Origin of the sequence: Deefgea tanakiae (genome assembly GCF_019665765.1) — a bacterium.
Lineage (GTDB): Bacteria > Pseudomonadota > Gammaproteobacteria > Burkholderiales > Chitinibacteraceae > Deefgea > Deefgea tanakiae.
The window spans coordinates 1,081,148-1,099,655 of record NZ_CP081150.1; the positions used below are offsets into that span (position 1 = coordinate 1,081,148).

General features: G+C 49.5%; 9 protein-coding genes. 5 read left to right on the top strand and 4 right to left on the bottom strand.

Going from position 1 to position 18,508, the window contains the following annotated elements; genetic code table 11:
* Positions 1 to 45: 45 nt before the first annotated feature.
* The 3 genes from K4H28_RS05160 to K4H28_RS05170 all read right to left on the bottom strand — a co-directional run bounded on the left by K4H28_RS05160 (position 46) and on the right by K4H28_RS05170 (position 3,173).
* Complete coding sequence (locus K4H28_RS05160; RefSeq protein WP_221007318.1) at positions 46 to 672, bottom strand: PH domain-containing protein; 627 nt, start codon at positions 670 to 672, stop codon at positions 46 to 48.
* Between the two features lie 33 nt (positions 673 to 705).
* Positions 706 to 1,281 carry a DUF4442 domain-containing protein gene (locus tag K4H28_RS05165; RefSeq protein WP_221007319.1) on the bottom strand — a complete coding sequence of 192 codons (576 nt, stop codon included), beginning with the start codon at positions 1,279 to 1,281 and terminating at the stop codon, positions 706 to 708.
* Between the two features lie 62 nt (positions 1,282 to 1,343).
* Positions 1,344 to 3,173: an ABC transporter ATP-binding protein gene (locus K4H28_RS05170; RefSeq protein ID WP_221007320.1), complete on the bottom strand. Its 1,830-nt coding sequence runs from the start codon at positions 3,171 to 3,173 to the stop codon at positions 1,344 to 1,346.
* 217 nt (positions 3,174 to 3,390) lie between these two features.
* Between K4H28_RS05170 and K4H28_RS05175 the strand changes: the two genes are divergently transcribed.
* The 5 genes from K4H28_RS05175 (at position 3,391) to K4H28_RS05195 (ending at position 17,622) form a co-directional block, all read left to right on the top strand.
* On the top strand, positions 3,391 to 5,994 hold the full coding sequence (locus K4H28_RS05175) for a DUF1631 family protein (protein WP_221007321.1): 2,604 nt from the start codon (positions 3,391 to 3,393) through the stop codon (positions 5,992 to 5,994).
* Between the two features lie 170 nt (positions 5,995 to 6,164).
* Positions 6,165 to 9,557 (top strand): exodeoxyribonuclease V subunit gamma, encoded by a 3,393-nt coding sequence (gene recC, locus K4H28_RS05180; protein ID WP_221007322.1) that lies wholly within the window; start codon positions 6,165 to 6,167, stop codon positions 9,555 to 9,557.
* On the top strand, positions 9,550 to 13,278 hold the full coding sequence (gene recB / locus K4H28_RS05185; RefSeq protein ID WP_221007323.1) for an exodeoxyribonuclease V subunit beta: 3,729 nt from the start codon (positions 9,550 to 9,552) through the stop codon (positions 13,276 to 13,278). Before recC ends, recB begins: the two co-directional genes overlap by 8 nt.
* Positions 13,275 to 15,044, top strand: coding sequence for an exodeoxyribonuclease V subunit alpha (gene recD, locus K4H28_RS05190; protein WP_221007324.1), 1,770 nt, complete (start codon positions 13,275 to 13,277; stop codon positions 15,042 to 15,044). The genes recB and recD overlap by 4 nt, the downstream gene beginning before the upstream one ends.
* A gap of 199 nt (positions 15,045 to 15,243) precedes the next feature.
* Complete coding sequence (locus K4H28_RS05195; protein ID WP_221007325.1) at positions 15,244 to 17,622, top strand: carbohydrate-binding protein; 2,379 nt, start codon at positions 15,244 to 15,246, stop codon at positions 17,620 to 17,622.
* Positions 17,623 to 17,661: 39 nt separating this feature from the next.
* On the opposite strand, the gene K4H28_RS05200 is transcribed toward K4H28_RS05195, so the two are convergent.
* On the bottom strand, positions 17,662 to 18,453 hold the full coding sequence (locus K4H28_RS05200) for a pseudouridine synthase (RefSeq protein ID WP_221007326.1): 792 nt from the start codon (positions 18,451 to 18,453) through the stop codon (positions 17,662 to 17,664).
* Positions 18,454 to 18,508 lie beyond the last annotated feature (55 nt).

Here is an 18,508-nt window from a genome sequence, read left to right on the forward strand (position 1 = left end):
TTCCTCAAGCGAATAAAGGGTTGCTATCGAGCAACCCTATACGGCTTATTCAGTGGTCGGCGAGTTGAGATAGCGTTCAAAAACAAAGCCAAAATCTTTCACAACGTATTTTTGTTGAGCGGCAGAAAGCCAGCTAAATGCGCTTTGGTTGAGTTCTTTAAATGCTTCTACGACGGGCGTACCACCGACTTGACCGCGACCAAGTGTCGTTGCTGCGAGTTGTAGACTGGCTTTGGCATTGTCGTGAGCGACTTCGTTCTCAGCCATCGTTTCGGCAATTTTCATCAACGATTTGTACAAGTCTTTAAGTTCTTCGAGGTGCTTTTTATGGACGTCAATTGAAAATGCCTTATTGCCAAATGTGAATTTGATTTCCACATCCATGTCGACGGTGCCAGCGGTTTCAAGATGCACATCAGTAATCGGATAGGCATAGTAGCTATAGCGGTAGAGCATGCGTTTTTTGCTCATGGCGCTGGTGCCATCCAGATGGATGAGCGCTTTATTGGTAAAGCAGTATTCATCCGTTTTGGATTTAATCAGAAAATAGATTTTCTCATTGTCTTCGTGAAATACGTAATCATCGCTGTCGACTTTATCGTAATCGGCCGGTTTGACGACCGAACCAATGTCGCTGAGTCCCAATGCATCTGATGCTAATTTACCAAACATAGGTGCGCCCCTTGCTCGTCAGTGGAAAATCAATTATTGCACGGGATCATTCAAATTGCTGCGTGCTGATTCAAGCTGTTTTTGCTGCTTGCGTTCGCTTTGCTTTTGCTCGTAAGCGGACTTGTGTGCAATGTAAACGATGCGTTCTACTTCGGCGCAAATATCCCCATTGTGGTTGATGAGTTGCAGCGGGTAAGTGCGCGTGATTTCGGGGGTAATCGCCAATAACTGATGAATTTCGGTGAGTTCAGTGTCATCGAGTTTGAATTGTACGGTCAAGGTGCTGAGCGCGGGGCGTTTAAAGCGTATCGTGCCGCCTTTATCCCAAACGACATAGTCATCGCCCAGATTGAAATACAGCATGCTCATGTAAAAAGGATCGGTCGCTGCAAACATGCTGCCACCAAAAAGGCTGCCATTCAGATTGCGCGTTTTCCAATTGAGTGGCAGTTCAACGATAATTTCGCGCACATCGGCAGAGATGGTTTTGACTCTGCAGCCAGAGCGACGGATGGCTGGATATAAATTAAAGCCAATTTTGAGTAAAGCAGCTGCCAATTTAGGGCGGCGAAGTACTGAAAAAACAAGGTTGCGAAATCGAGGTGACATTATATCCTTTGGGTATTGACCTGTGGCCTTTGATTTTCATTGCCTGCAGGTCAATACATTATCTATGCTTCTTCACCCAAGAAGCCCCCGCTTTGGTGCGCCCATAATCTTGCATACAGACCACCATGTTCGAGCAACTCTTGGTGATTACCTTGTTCGACAATCCGCCCTTGGTCGAGCACGATCAGTCGATCCATGGCCGCAATCGTAGAGAGTCGATGGGCAATCGCAATAACGGTTTTCCCTTCCATTAATCGATAGAGGCTGGTTTGAATCGCGGCTTCGACTTCCGAGTCCAGCGCGCTGGTTGCTTCATCAAGCAATAAAATCGGCGCATCTTTGAGCATGACGCGTGCAATCGCGATCCGTTGGCGCTGTCCGCCTGACAGTTTGACGCCGCGCTCACCCACGTGAGCATCGTAGCCAGTGCGTCCCGCTGGATCACTCAACGTTAAAATGAAATCATGAGCTTCGGCGCGTTTGGCGGCTGCAATCATGTCATCATCGTTGGCATCAGGGCGACCGTACAGAATGTTTTCACGTACCGAGCGATGCAGCAAGGACGTATCTTGCGTCACCATACCGATGTGCGAGCGCAGGCTTTCTTGTTGAACGTGGGCAATGTTTTGCCCATCAATCAAGATCTTCCCGTCGTTGATCTCGTAAAAGCGCAGCAATAAATTAACAATGGTTGATTTGCCCGCGCCAGAGCGGCCGACCAAACCAATTTTTTCGCCGGCTTTAATCTGTAAAGACAATTGATTCAGTAGGAGTCGATCACTGCCGTAGCCAAAGTCAACTTGATTAAATTCAACCTTGCCGTGCGGTACGGTAATGATGGGCGCGTTGGGTGCGTCGAGCACTTGATGCGGTGTGGTCAGCGTATTGATGCCGTCTTGAACTGTGCCGATATGCTCAAATAGCGCCGCGATTTCCCACATAATCCATTGCGACATCCCATTTAAGCGCATGGCCATCGCCAAAGATGCGGCAACGGCGCCTGCAGTGACTTGACCTAAACTCCATAAATGGAGCGCCATCGCGGTACTGGCAATAATCAACAAAATACTGAGCGTGTGATTAACCACCTCAAACCCACTGACCAAGCGCATTTGGCCGTTGACGGTATGCATAAACTCTTGCATTGCAGAGCGGGCAAACGCGGCTTCTCGTCGACCATGGGAAAACAATTTTACCGTGGCGATATTGGTGTAGGCATCGGTAATCCGACCAGTCATCAACGAGCGGGCGTCAGCTTGGTTTTGTGCTGCTTTACCAAGACGTGGCACGAAGTAGCACATCGCAGCGATGTAGAGTATTAACCAACCGAGTAAGGGGGCGAGTAGCCAGAGATCAAAGCTTCCTGCTACGGCTAGCATGGTGAAAAAGTAAATGGCAACAAACACCATGATATCGGTCACGATAAAAACTACTTCGCGTACGGCTAAGGCGGTTTGCATCACTTTGGCCGAAACACGGCCGGCAAATTCGTCCTGATAAAAACTCATGCTTTGCGCCAGCATTTGGCGGTGAAAATTCCAGCGCAAGAGCATCGGGAAATTGCCTGCCAATGCTTGGTGTTTTAACAAGGTTTGTAGTGCAACAATTAAGGGACTTAATAATAAAACCCCTGCGATTAAATACAGTTTTGGTTTCTCTTGATCCCAAAGTTGACTTGGTTCAATGTTACCTAGCCAATCGACTAAATGACCGAGTAAGCTATATAAAATCGCCTCGAATGAGCCAATTAAGGCGGTGCACACCATCATGCCTACAATGAGCGGCCGTAAGCCTTTGGTGCAGCGCCAAATAAAAGTGCTGAAGTGCTTAGGCAGGGATTTGTTTTCTTGTTCTGGGTAAGGGTGAACAAGGCTTTCAAAAAGACGAAACACAGCTTGTTTTCCTGTCAATAATTAGCGCTTGATTGTACAGAAGGGCGCTAGCTTAGCGACAGTGAAATATTGAAGATACTGAATGATTTAGCATGTCGACCGTTCGTACATCTATACTGAACGTTAGTGGTTTTTCTGTAAGGAAACGATGTTAGAATCCGAAAAATTTTCTAGCACACTTATTACTTAGCAAACAGACGGGATTTGACCTTACTTCATGGCAGCTATCAAAATGGATCGCAACGATTTATTAATTGCAACGCGCACTACATTTCTTTCTGAGTTTAACCAAAGAATGGCTTTGGTACTGGAATTGGTCGTGTCGCAATTGTTTAGTAAAGCCGATCGTGCCAGCTCCATGGTTGAGCAACGGCAATTTTTGGAAGCGCGCCAGTTTGTCGTGAGCCATGGCGCAGTGCTTGAGCAGCATTTGGTCAAGACGATTGAGCAGTTGGTACACCGTAGCTTTCAAACCGCCTACAGCAATTTTAGGCCGTCTTTTTTTGATGGCATTGGCGCTGCTGGGTTGTCGCTGGTTGAGTCTGCCTCGTTTGAAGAAGAGCTACATATTGATCAGATCACCGTTCGCTTTCGCCAAGAAGCCGAAGAAGCCATTCGTGATTTAAATATTCGTATCGCCTTGCTGTTCGAGCAGGATGTGATTAAAGAGCGGGAAAACCCATTTCGCACTTATGTCATTTCACGCGCTTTTGCGACCGCTTTGGAAGAAACTGTCGAAGATCATGCCTTGATTCCAGTACTACTGGGGCAATTAACCGAATCAATGTGTCTGCATATTGCGCCAATTTACGAGGCATTAAATGCACTGTTGGCGCAGCATGGTATCGCCGCGCAACTGCAACTCAAGGTTCGCAAGCAGCCCGATTTATCTCAGTTCGGTCAACGCGCTGAAGCAATACCTGATTCTGAGTTGGATGGGGGCCGTGCCGATTCTGCAAATGCGATCGAAGAGAGTCTGGGTCAGGCCAGCTATGACGGCTCTGATTTTGCCCCTGATCCAGTATCTCGCTACGCCAATTATGCCGCATCAAACCCTTCAGCAGATTCGACTTTTGCTCAAAGAGCGACACGATCGGAAGATCAGTTGCTCGATTATGTTCAATCGATTGGACAATCAGTCGGGCAGCAAGGCGGCGCAGTGTCAGACGAAACTCAATCATTTGATCGAGGCTTGAGTGGAGTCGCCAACCCGAATCAGTCTGCAGGTGCTCAGTCAGCCGGCACGCGCGGCGTTGCTAAGTCGTGGTTGGGAGATGTGAAAAGCGCAGGGAGATCATTAAAGCATTTCTTTTCTGGCAACAGCATGTCAAAAATGGGCGCGGTGGATGCGCCATTTGGCGATGATGTTGCGCCGCATCCCATGCGCCAAGTGAGCGCACCCTTGGCGCATTCAGTACAAAACTTGATTCAAATTTCAACCCCAAGCACCGAAGGTATCTGGGGTGAAGACGGTAAGATTCGAAATCTGATTTTGGAGCAGCGCCAACAACTCAATGAGATTGCGGCCAACGTTGATGAGTCGATGACGATTGATGTTGTCGCGATGCTGTTTGAGTTTATTTTACGAGATAGCAAAGTCCCTGCCGAAGTGCGTGCGCAGTTGGGGCGCTTGCAATTCTTGGTGTTGAAAATTGCACTGCAAGATCCGAATCTATTTGCCAGAAAAACCCATCCAGCGCGGATGTTGGTGAATCGAATTGGCTCCATTTCTTTGGGAATGCAGCAAAACAGCGATAGTGCTGAGCGCGTGAATGCTGAGATTTGCCGGATTGTTGGCATTATTTTGATCGATGAAACCGAAGACTTGCATCTGTTTACCTTGATGTTGGATGAGTTAGATGCTTGGGTTGCCAACGAACTAGCACATTGTGAAAAAATGGCCAGCACGGCAGCGCAAGTCTTGGATCATGCTAAGCAGCGCACTTTGCACTTTGCGCGTATCACCGCAATGATTTCTGATGCTTTATCGCCTTACACCATCGAGCCTTATTTATATGATTTTTTGGTGACCACTTGGGCGCGGGCGATTGAATTGGCTGGGCGTGAAAATCCAGAAAAAGAACAGCGCTATCGGCTGGTGGTGCCTGATTTGATTTGGAGTTTGGCACCCAAGGTAGATCGCGAAGAGAGTAAATTATTGCTTGGTTTGATTCCGAGCATGGTGTCCACTTTGCGCGAAGGTGTACTGAGTTTGCAGTGGACAGTAGCGCAAGTCCAAGGGTTGAATAGCCATCTTGTTGATGCGCATCGTTTGGCGATGCGCGCTGGCGCTGGTGATTGGGTCGCGCCTCCACCGCCGCTATCGATGATTCACGAGGAATTCCGTGATTTTCTGTTGGCGGCGTATACGGCTGAGCCCACAGAGATTGAGGAAAAAGCGCCATTGAATCCGGTGTTTGTTGAGGAAGCGATTGGCGCCTTAGAAAATAAACTCAATTTAATCGATCAAATCATCGAAGCCGAATTGGGTTTGGAAACCCCAGCTGAAGCCTTGAAACAGAGCACCAATGACAGTACTGACTTCCTCGCACAATTGGGGAATGGCGTGGCGATCGAAATTAATATCAATGGTACGGCGCAATTGGCGCAGTTGAGCTGGACTAAAGCCAATCAAAACGCGATTGTGTTGGCGGTTGATGGTCATGACGAACCATCGGTACTCAGCCTGCGCGCCTTCCGTCGTTTATTTGCCCGTGATCGAGTACGTTTCCTCGAAGAGTCACAATTGTTTGATCGGGCGATGGTTGAATTACTGCGTTCAGCTGATGATTTGGTGCAGCGTGAAAGTGTCGCTGTATAGGTATTGCTCTATAGGGATTGTTTATTAGTAGCTACATGCATATACCTTAATGAAGGAGCGCCGTGATTGGCGCTCTTTTTGTTTTGAAACGGCGTAGTTTAGGTTGGAATCCTACAGTTTAAGTCAGTTTAAGGGGTAGAATAAGCAACGCCATTTACCTCGGTCTTCGCATGTCTAGTCGCCTCAATATCTATCAGTCCAATCGTCTCGAAAATCTATTTGAATTGCTGCAAGCCTTGTATGGCGTTGCACTCAGTGATCCATTCGCGAGCGAAAAAATTATTGTTTCGAGCAAGGGAATGGAGCGCTGGTTGCGTTTTAAACTCGCTGATCGGATCGGCATTTGTGCGGGGATTGATTTTCAGCTGCCAGCGAGTTTTGTTTGGTCCTTGCTGAAAGACGCGATGCCGCATTTGCAGGCGGAGTCCCCATATAGCTCAAGCCCACTGGCGTGGCGGATGTATGGCTTACTGCCGCAATCGCAGGCGCAACAGGCCAGTCCGATTGTTGAGGCCTATTTAAAAGAGGGAGACGCGCGGCGGCGGATGGCGTTGGCGGGTAAATTGGCCGATGTATTCGATCAATACCTTGTTTTTCGCAGTGACTGGATTGCGGCGTGGGAGGCGGGTCAGTTGCTAGGGCTTGGCCCTGATGAGGCGTGGCAGGCTACATTGTGGCGCGAGGTGCGCGCCAGTATTGATGCCACTTTTGCGGAAGATGAAGTGCCGCATCGTGCCGATATGTTTGTGCGACTTTTTCAGCAGTGGCAAACGGCGGGGCCGAGTCGTTTACCTGAGCGAATTACCGTGTTTGGCATTGCCGGAATGCCACCTGCGTATATCGATGTTTTAGGCGCATTGGCCGAGCACATCGACGTTAATCTATTTTTGCTTAACCCTTGCCGTGAAGAGTGGGGAGCGATTGTGAGCGCCAAAGTGATTGCGCTGCGCGAGACCAAACAGCCGCAAGAAGCGCTGTATTTGGATATTGGCCATCCGTTGTTGGCTGCTATGGGTAAGGCGGGGCGCGATTTTTACCGTGCTGTGACCGAGGCGTTTCCTTGGACGGGCGGGGGCGAGCAATGGCTTTTTACCGATCCACTCGAACACACGCTCACACCGAGTTTATTGCAGACGCTGCAATCGGATGTGCTTAATCTATTTAATCGCGATGCAGCTAGCGCGCAAGTCATTGCCAAAAACGATCAGTCACTGACTTTTCATAATGCGCACAGCGCTATGCGCGAGGTGGAAATTCTGCATGATCAACTGAGCGCAATGTTGGTGGCTGACGACACTTTGCTGGCCTCTGAAATTGCCGTGTTGCTACCTGATATGGGACCGTATGCGCCGTTGATTGAGGCGGTGTTTGGCGGCGCTAAAGCCTCTGGCGCGCCGAATATTCCATTCAATATTGCCGATTTAACGACGCAGCAAGAATGTCCAGCGGTGGATGTGTTGATGCTGTTGTTAAATTTGCCAGCCAGCCGCTGTAAAGCCGATGAAGTCTATGGGTTACTTGAAACGCCGCAAGTGGCTGCGCGGTTTGGGATTCAAACGCCCGACTTGGTGACGCTCAGGCATTGGATAGAGGCAGCCAATATTCGATGGGGTTTGGATGCTGCACATCGCGCTGAGTTTGACTTGGCTGATATGGGCGCGACCAATACGTGGCAAGCCGGTTTAGATCGATTACTGCTCGGAGTCGCTTTACCCAATGCATTGGCGGGTGATGCAATTCCGCTGTGGAGCGCAGCAGGTAGCGATGCAATTGCGCCGTGGGATGATTTGGAAGGTTCGCAAGCGAGCTTGCTGGCAAAATTGATGTCATTTATTGCTGCGCTGCAATTTTGGCGCAGTGAGCTGGTGCTGGAACGCACTTTGCCCGAGTGGCGCGATACCGCACTGCGGGTGTTGGACGCATTTATCTTGTTTGATGAGCAAGACGACGTTGAATTGAAACTGGCTGAAGTGATTCGTAGCACTTTGGCGACCTTGGCTGATGAAGCGGCATTAGCTGACTTTACGCAAACCGCACCGCGTGAAGTGATTTGTGATTGGCTGCAGCATCACTTTGAAAACTCAAGCCGTGGTTCGGGCTTTATGTCGCGTGGCGTGACCTTTTGTACCATGGTGCCGATGCGCGGTTTGCCGTTTCGGGTGATTGCGGTGCTCGGATTGAATGAATCTGATTTTCCGCGTAATCCACCGACTGCTGGTTTTGATCTGATCGCACAAAACCCTTTGTTGGGTGATCGCTCTCGGCGATTAGATGACCGTTATTTATTCCTCGATATTATTTTGGCAGCGCGAGAAAAGCTGTACTTGTCGTGGGTCGGCCGCAGTTTGAAAGATGATGCACATTTTCCGCCTTCGGTCTTAGTGAGTGACGTGCTCGATTGCGTGGCACAAGGCTTTGTACTGGAGGGTGATTTAGCGCTTTCGCTGGAAGAACGGCGCGATCATTTATTAAAACACCTCATTACGGAGTATCCATTGCAGCCCTTTAGTCAGCAATGCTTTGCGGCGGATACTCGTAGTCGATCATTTAATCCCTTGTGGCAAAAGGCCGCCATGAAGATTGCTTCGGCTCAAATGCATAACGAGATTTTTGAAGTGCCAGCGTATCCGCCGTATACCTTGCCGAGCGAATTGCGCTGGGATGAGTTGGCGCAGTGCTTGGCTAAGCCGGCGGCGTATTTTTTACGGCATCGTGCTCATTTGAATTTAAAAGAAGCGGATGGTCATTTAATCGATGATGAGGCGTTTGATTTAAATGATTTTCGCGATAGTCGAATTCGTGAATTAGGCCTGATGTATGGCTTGGAAGCCATTGATTTGGTTTTTGCTCGTGGCGATACCCCATTGGGTGCTCCGGGTGAATTATTGGTCAATGAGCAGTTGCAAGCGGCATGCGCACTGCGTGAGGCTTTGCCGCTCTATCAAAGTAGCGAGGCGTTCCCACCGGTGGCTGTTGATATCGCTCTGCCACAGTTGCGCATCACGGGATGGTTAGATGCGTGCTTTGCCAAGGGTCGTATTAGCGTGAAGAGCCAAATTCATTCGCGAGATGTATTCAGGGTGTGGGTCGAGCATTTGGTTTTGTGTGCGATGCAACCGTCTGGGATGGTCGCAGTCACGCGTTGCTTGTCGCCAGAGCGTGTGTTCACCTTTACACAGCTGAGTGCTGCGCAAGCCAAAGCGAATTTAGCTGAGGTGGTTGCGCTGTATGAAACCGCAATGAGTGCGCCATTGCCATTTTTCCCGCACGCCGCTTTAGCGTGGGGCAAGGCCGACAAGGATGATCAGCGTTGGGATGCTGCTTTGGCGCGTTGGTTGCCTAGCTTTACGAATGACGGTGAGTGGGCTGAAATTCAAAATCAACTGTTGTGGACAGAAGATCCATTCGCGCAATCGCAGTTAGAAAATGATGAGGAAGTGTGTGCAGCACGCGTTGTGTTTACAGCTTGGGCAGAAAAGATCGTGTTGCCGATGTTAGCGGCTGTTAGTGATTATGATCTAGCCAGTGATTTGGCCGTGTTGCTAGGAGAGCGTGATGAGTGAGGTACAGCATCTACACCCAAACTATGCGCCCTTGCTGGTGCACGAAGTGCCGCTGTCGGGACGCAACTTAATTGAGGCGTCGGCAGGGACGGGGAAGACATTCAATATCACGGGTTTATACGCGCGACTTATTTTAGGAGCTAGTATTGCGCCAGGAGAGCCAGCCTACAATGCTCAGAAAGGATTACTCCCTGAGCAAATTCTAGTAGTGACGTTTACCAAGGCGGCGACCGCCGAATTAAAAGACCGAATTCGTTTACGTTTGGCGCAGTTAACGCAAACCTTTGTTGAGCAAGCGCCGGTGCTGATTAATGGCGTAGCTGAGCCCTTTTGCGCGGATGTATGGGCGCGTGTACAAGCAGAGCAGATCGATCCTGCGCCGCTCTTGGCGCAATTACGTTTGGCCTTGGCGACACTCGATTGCGCTGCGATTTCAACGATTCATAGCTTTTGCCAACGCCTGCTCACTGAGCAAGCCTTTGAGGCCGGTTTTGATTTTGACCGCAAGTTACTGGAAGACGAGAGCGAGTTGCTCACCGAAATTACTCAGGATTTTTGGCGCACTGAGTTGTATAAGGGCGATCCGGCGTGGGTGGCTTATCTTCATAGCCAGAATGTCACGATCGACGTTTTGCTGCAGCGTGCTGCAGCGTGCAAAAGTCTAAATCCTGCCCACTTTTTGCCGCTGCCGTCTTTGCCATCGGCTGAGTACAGCCAAGAGCAGGCCGCACGGTATGCCGAATTATGGGGTGAGTGCCAGAAATGGTGGGATCAAGCCGAGATCAGCACTTTGCTACTTAATGCGCTGGCCGGAGAGATTTTTTCTGGCACCTACAAACTGAGCGCGGAGAAATGGCAGACTTGGCTCGCGCAAGCAAGTCGTTTGATGCAATCGGCAACGCCAAGTGCGAGTCTATTCAAAGAATGGGAAAAACTCACCCAAAGTCACATCCTAAAGATGGTCAAAAAAGAGTTTAAAGCCGTTGCGCCGACGCATGAATTTTTTACTGCCGCAGAACAATTGCATTTAAATGCACAAAGTGTAGCTGCTGACTTGGATTTGCGTTTAAAGCATTGGTTGCTGCATTTTGGCGACTATGTGCGTGAGCAACTGGCGCTGCGCAAAGCCAAGGCAGGCCAGATGTCGTTTGACGATAGTATCAATACCTTGGCGGGGGCTTTGCAAAATCCAGTTAGGGCGCATAACCTCGCTGATAAAGTGAGCCAAAAGTATAAAGCGGCACTGGTCGATGAGTTTCAGGATACGGATCCGCTGCAGTTTGCGATTATTGATCGATTGTTTGGTCAAGCGCTTGGGGATGGTACGCAGCCACCATTTTTTATGGTGGGCGACCCTAAGCAGGCGATTTATGCTTTTCGCGGTGCGGATGTGTATGCCTATTTGGGCGCACGTGCACAGGCGGACGCTTGTTACTCGATCGATACGAATTTCCGCTCAGATGCGCCGATTGTGCAGTTTGTGAATACGCTGTTTGCACCTGAAGATGCGTTTGTCGAAAGCAAAATTACTCATCCAACCATACAGGCCAAACAAAGTGGGGCTTCAAAGTTGGTGTGTAACGATGGGCGCGGCCCTGTGCATGCATTTGTGTTTGACGGTGTTAAGCCAGAAGTGGCAGAAAAAATGCTTTTTGCGGCAACTGCAGACGAAATCGCTGCGCTCTTAAGTGCAGCGAGTGCTGGCAAGGCTAAATTGGGTGAGCGCAATTTAAGTCCGCGTGATATTGCTGTTTTAGTGCCAAGTCACAGACAGGCCAATGAAATGCGCAAAGCCTTGCTCAAGCGCGGCATTGCGGCGGTCATGCAAACGCGGGAAAGTGTGTTTTCGTCTAGTGAGGCGCAAGGTTTATGCGCGGTGTTGGCGGCAATAGAGGCACCAGCGCAGACTGGATTATTGCGCAAAGCCTTGGTGAGCTCAGTAATGGGTTTGAGTGTGGCGCAATTAATGGCGCTGCAATTGGATGATGTAGCGTGGCAACGTGAAGTTGAAAACTTACAGACTTGGCGTGATGAGTGGCGAAAATTTGGCTTTATGCCGATGTTCCGTCGCTGGTTGGTTGAGGCGGATATTACGAGTCGTGTCCTGCAATTTGCCGATGGTGAGCGCCGCCTCACTAATTTATTGCATGTGGCTGAACTGGTGCAAAACGAATCCCGCTCACGCCCAAGTCCGGCGCTGTTGTTGGCATGGCTGACGCGGCAAATCGCGGAGCCAAGCCAAGGCGCTGAGAATGAGCAAATGCGCTTGGAAAGTGATGCTGATCGAGTGCGGTTAGTGACGATTCACGCTTCCAAAGGTTTGGAGTATCCGGTGGTATTTTGCCCGTTTTCTTGGAAGGGTAAGAAATCATTACTGCGTGATAGCAGTATGTTGTCGTTTCACGATCCACTCGATGGGCATGCGCTCAAAATTGATGTGGGTACTGCTGACTTGGGTCGTCATAAGACACAGGCCGAACATGAAGCCTATGCCGAGGCGGTTCGTTTGCTCTATGTGGCGGTCACCCGCGCGAAGCATCGCTTGTATCTGGCGTTTCCTGCTTTGGAAAAAGCCTCTCCCGTGGTTAAAAATGCGCCCTTGTCACAATTGCTGCGCTTTAAGTCTGGAATGACATTCCGTGACAATCTCAAAGAGGTCGATATAGCCGCGATTGGTGCGGCTTTTGCAGATTTAGGCGAGGGGATGTCTCCGGCGTTAACCATTAGTGATTTGCCTGAAACCATGCGCTATATCGCACAGCACGGTGAGGATGTCGACTTACAGCTGGGGGTATTGTCGACTCGACTTGCTAATGCGCCCTGGAGTCTGGCTGCTCAATGGCGGTTGGCGAGTTTTACCTCATTAACACGTGCCTATGGCGCGAGTGAGGCGATGGCCGAGGTTGGGGCAGATCATGATGCGCATATGATTCCGTCTAGTGTGTTACTCGCTGAAACTAGCGGTGAAATGCGATTTGGCTTTGCGCGCGGTAGTAAAGCCGGTACGACCTTGCATTCGGTGTTGGAAAATGAAGATTTCACACGAGGCGATGCCGCTTTGCTGGCCGCCAATATTGAAAAACAAATGCTGAAATCGGGCTTGCCTTTGGATGAGAATACGGCCGATGAAACGGCAGCGTGGTTGTTAGATGTGCTCGCTGCGCCCATCACGCTGACTCAAGGGCAACTTACGCTTAATCAATTGGGTTCACGGCAACGCTTAAATGAATGGCAGTTTTTGCTGGGTTGTAAAGCAATTGATATTGCTGCGTTTTGCCGCGTTTTGGCGAAGCCTGAATTTAATATCGAGCCGCGTTTTATTGCGTGCGCACAGCGTTTGAAACCCGAAAAATTTGCTGGTTATTTAAACGGGTTTGTCGATTTGGTGTTTTTTTGGCAAGGGCAATACTTTATCGCCGATTATAAATCGAATCATTTGGGCGATCGCTTGGCGGATTACGCACCCGAAAACTTGATCGAAGTGATGAGCGATTCGCACTACTACTTACAGTATTTGCTTTATGTGTGCGCTTGGCATCGGCATATGCAATCCCGCATGGGTGATACCTATGATTACGAACGAGATTTTGGCGGGGTGCTGTATTTGTTTATAAGGGGTATGTCGTCAAATGATTCGGATTGTGGAGTTTATAAAGATATACCAAGCCTAAAATTAATTGAGGCTTTAAATGCTACGCTGGGCCAAGGAGCAGAGCAATGAATGAAGTCGTAGAAAAGAATGCGCCTGTGCTCGATTTTTCTAGTGCTTTGGTTCAACTACTGCGCAGGCAAAATCCGGCTGCCCCTGCTGAGTTATTCGGTTTGGCGGCGGAGTTGGCAAAGGCGAGTGAACGTGGTGACGTCTGTGTCGAGATTCCTGCGCAAACCGATATTGCGGCGTGGTTGGCCAGTGGCTTGGTCGGCGAGGCGGGTTGTTTTGCACCCTTGATTGTGTCGCAGCAACGGCTCTATTTGGCGCGTTATCATCAGTATGAATCTCGCTTGGCTGAGCAACTGTTGGCTTTGGCGGTCGACGCGGTTGAGCCGCCTGATGAGCGGGTGTTGAGGTCGCAGTTGCAGTCCTTGTTTGCTAATAGTAAGGAGAATCCCGATTGGCAGAAGGTGGCGGTGGCAGCCGCTTTGCATCAGCGGCTGACGGTGATTAGTGGCGGCCCTGGTACCGGAAAAACGACGACTTTGGTCAAATTACTGTCCTTGCTGCAAATGACATCGAAGACGACCTTACAAATTGGCTTGGCTGCGCCAACTGGCAAGGCGGCGATGCGGATGCAAGAAGCGATACGCAAAGGCAAGGCCGATCTCATCGCGCAAGGTGTATTGCCCGATGACATCGCCGTAAAAATTCCCGATGTGGCGGTGACCTTGCATCGCTTGCTGGGCAGTCGGTTTAACTCAGTGCAGTTTCGCCATTCCGCAGCGCAACCTTTGGTGCTTGATGTGCTGGTGTTGGACGAGGCCTCGATGATTGATTTGGCGCTGATGAGTAAAGTGGTTGATGCCTTACCACCGCAGGGGCGATTGATTTTGTTGGGTGATAAAGATCAATTGTCGTCGGTTGAGGCGGGCGCCGTGATGGGCGATTTGTGCGCTGGAGCTGGTTTATCCCCACAATTTGCCGAGCAGCTATCCAATTTAACGGGGCAGCGGATTGAGGCAGGATTTTCTGAGTCTCGCATCGGCGATCATGTGATGACTTTGCAAAAAAGCTATCGTTTTTCTGGGGTGATTGGTGATTTGGCGCGCGCGATTAATCGGGGTGATTTACGTAACTTGAGTGAGTTGCTGGCCGCAAGCAGTCAATCCGAAAACTCGGCTTTGACTTGGTATGGTACTAATCCAGCGCAATACGATTTGATGGGCCCGATTATGGCTGGCTTTGATGACTTTTTTGCTGCGGTGAGTCGTAAAGCCTGCCCAAACGAAGTGTTTAAAGCATTTGAGGCCTTTCGGGTGTTGAGTCCGATTCGCAATGGTGCTGCTAGCGTGACTAGGGTCAATGCGGCCATCGAAACCCAATTGCTCAAGCGCGGTTTGCGTAGTAGTGATCAAGTCTGGTATGCCGGTCGCCCTGTGTTGGTGCCACAAAATCTGTACGATTTAGAGCTTTACAACGGCGATATTGGCCTGACTTTACCTGATGAGAGTGGCAAGCTTTGGGTGCATTTTCCAACCGCAGATGGCGGAACACGCTCAATCGCGCCTGCGCGCTTACCGGCGGTAGAAACGGCGTTTGCGATGACGGTGCATAAATCACAAGGCTCTGAGTTCGGTCATGTGCTGTTGTTGCTTCCGAGTCCCGCTGAGGGTGGAAGTGGCTTATTGAGTCGAGAGCTGGTTTACACCGCCATCACGCGCGCCAGAAGCAAAGTGAGTTTATGGGGTGAGGAGACGGTTATCGCCAGTGCTAGCCGCAAAGGAGTGGTGCGGCAGTCTGGCTTGGCGGCACGTCTACAGGTGGGTGGTTAGAGGGTATCTGCATGCAAGCTATATTTCTATTTGTTTTGATCTAGATACTTGATATGTCTAAATTATTACAGAGTGTAAATTTATTTATTGATTTGTAGTAAGCAATCTATTGAGTACGTACTAACCCGTATGTGACTATTCGCCTTATTGGTTGACTGTCAAAGTCAGTTTTATTGGCGAATATCGGGGTTTGTGAGAAATGGGTTTTAATAAAGTAGCGTTTGGCTTGGGTTTTCTTGCGTTGAGTGGGTGGTCGATGATGACCTCTGCAGCAGCTTGTGATGATTCGTGGTCAACCGCGCAGGTGTATACCGCGGGGCAAACTGTCGTCATAAAAGGCAATACCTACCGCGCTAAATGGTGGACGTTGGGTGATAGTCCACTGAGCAATTCAGCGGCAGGCCAAGTGTGGAGCTTGGTCGGAGCATGCTCAATAACGGCGACCCCAGCACCAAGTGCTTCTCCACAAACGACACCAACGATGTCGCCGACCATTACGCCTACAAAAACGCCTGTAGTTGTAACGCCAACGCCGAGTGCATCGCCAAGCCCATCCCCTACTGCGCTGCCGACACCAACGCCTGTTCAAACTGCGCCACCAGTGAGTGGATGTGCCGCACAGTGGGGTGCTTCAATTGCCTATATCGCTGGTGTGAAAGTGATGCGCAACGGTGTGACCTATCAGGCAAAGTGGTGGACTAGGGGTGAAGATCCAGCCTTAAATTCTGGCGAAGCCATGCCGTGGAAAAAGCTCGATGAGTGCAGTAGCGCAACGGCTGCGCCAACTAATATTCCAACTAGTACCCCAACTACGGCGCCATCCGTGTCACCAACAAGTGGCCCTGTAACGCCAAGTCCAACGCCGATTGTTACCTCGACGCCTGTGCCGAGTCTTCCGCCAAGTGATATGAATGACCTGGTGATTAACGAAGTTGCCGCTGATGCGACTGGTCAAGGTAGTTGGTTTGAAATTTACAATCCAAGCAATCAGACCATTTCCTTGAATGATGTGAGTGTGCGAATTCAAAGTAAACCACTGAATACATTAAGTACGTATCCATTGAGCGGCACGATTGAGGCGAAAAATTATGTCGTCGTGGCGGCAAATATAGACGCGATTGCTTCTAAGAAAACAGTCCAGATGCAATACATCGGTCGTGATCAAGATTGGCCAGTTTGGGGGGCGGATGGTTCAATTGAATTGGTTCGTAATAATCAGACTGTTGATTATGTGAGGTTTGGCAATAATGTGAGTCAAACATTCAGCTCCAATGCGTGGCAAGGTAATCCAGCCAGCGCGCTAAATGGAAATGGTAGTTATGCTTTGGTGCGTTATTACACTCAAACTAAAGATACTCATAGTGCTGCAGATTGGCGTGTAGTGCCGTTTGGTACCCCGGGTGGGCGCAATGATGTTGACGTGGATGCTCGTGATGAAGACCGCGATGGCATACCGAGTAGTGCAAAAAAAGCGGGCGGCACTTATGCGGGTTTGGATTTGTATGCAATGGGTGCCCGCGCTGGGCGGCCGACTATTTTGATCCAAATCGATTGGATGCAAAGCGCGATTGATGAGGGGCTCAAGCCACGTAAAGAGGCTTTGCATTTGGTTCGCGAAGCCTTTAATCGCAAAGGGATTGATGTGTTGCTGGATGTGGGGCAGTTGTATAGCCCCGTTGTAAGTCCTGCCGATTTTAATTTAGGTGGCGGCAAAGAGGTCGCTTATGCGCGTTGCGTGAGTCTGTATAAAAATGCCGATTGCGCTAATGCAATGGATTATAAAAATGCCAGCATGGATGTTCGCCGTCGATTGATTTTTCATTATGCATTAATGGGTTCTACGCAAAATAGCAATGGTTATGGTGGCTCTTCAGGCTTGGGCGAAATTAATGGCAATGACTTTTTGGTGACGCTGGGCTTGTGGGGGTTGAATAGCAGTAGCGCCAATGAACTATACAAATTGATCAATTATCAGGCAGGTACGATTATGCATGAGCTGGGTCATAATCTTGGTTTGTTTCATGGCGGTGATGAAGGTAAAAACAATAAGCCAAATTATTTGAGTGTGATGAATTACGAGTATCAACTTAACGGCGTACCCAGCGATCCAACCGATATCAATGAGCGCATCTATTTCCGCCAAAATTCATTAGGCAGGGCAACACCGGGTAAGGCCGCAAATACCTATGGTGTTTGCGATCTAGTGGATGGGCCGTGCACGAATCGATTTGTTGTTGATTACTCTGATGGGAAAAGTATCGCCTTAAATGAGTGGGGCTTGGATGAAGGCCGAATGATTGGTCGTGGGGTGAGGTTGGGTGCGTTTGCTGATTGGAATTTAAATGGAAAAGCCGACGGTAGCGTGCCCCGTGATGTGAATGATGATGGGATTACCGATACTGCGCTGGGCGATTATGATGATTGGAAACACATTCAGTTGGCATTTAACGGCAGTGTGTATTCGGTATTTAGGCTTGCCACTGAAACAGAGCTCAACTCTCGTCAACGCGTACGCTTGCTAGAAAAAGAATCTGAAGTCGCGGCTGAGACGCCTCCTGCCTTTTTAAAGAAAAAATAATGCAGATTGAGCCCCGTGCAATTTAGCCCGGGGCTTTTTTTAAACAAAAATTTGTCGACGATTATTAGTGTCTGGTACGCGAGGCGTTTCGTAAACGATATGGTGCTGGTTGAGCGCATCTAGCCAATTGAGTTCCTTGACGACGCGAGAAAAATCAGCGGCGAGTGGCGCAGTGACTGTAATGCGCTCACCACTGATGGGGTGTGGGAAGCTCATGCTTTGACAGGCCAGTAAAAGTCGATTGATGCCAAACGCCTGTGCAAAAGCACGGTTGTGATTGCCTTTACCATAAGTAGAGTCGCCAATAATCGGATGGCTGATGTGTTTAAGGTGGCGGCGAATCTGGTGGCGACGTCCTGTTAGTGGATTAAGTTCAACTAAGGCATAGCGGCTACTTGGGTATTTATCGACTGTCCAAGGTAATTCGATAGTGGCTAGGCGACGGTATTCGGTCTGACTCTCTTGCGCGCCCTTGGGGGCTTCATCACCAAAAAGTTCAACGTCGTCTTTTCTGAGTTCTAGCGGATGGTCAATGTGTCCCGCTTCAGCTGGCCAACCACGGACGATGGCAAGATATTGTTTGTGGACCTCGCGCGCCGCAAATTGCATAGAAAGAGCACGAGCTGTTGTAGGGTTGAGGCCAAATAATAAAACCCCTGAGGTGGCTTTATCTAAGCGGTGCGCTGGATAAACATGCTGGCCAATTTGATCTCGCAGTAATTGCACAGCAAAGCGGGTTTCGTAAGCGTCTAGGCTGGTGCGATGCACGAGTAAGTCGCTGGGCTTGTGGATGGCAATTAGGTTTTCGTCTTGAAATAGAATGGGTAGCATATTTGGATTCGTTTTGGCTATGCCAATGAATTGAATTTCAGTAAAGGTAAGGTTT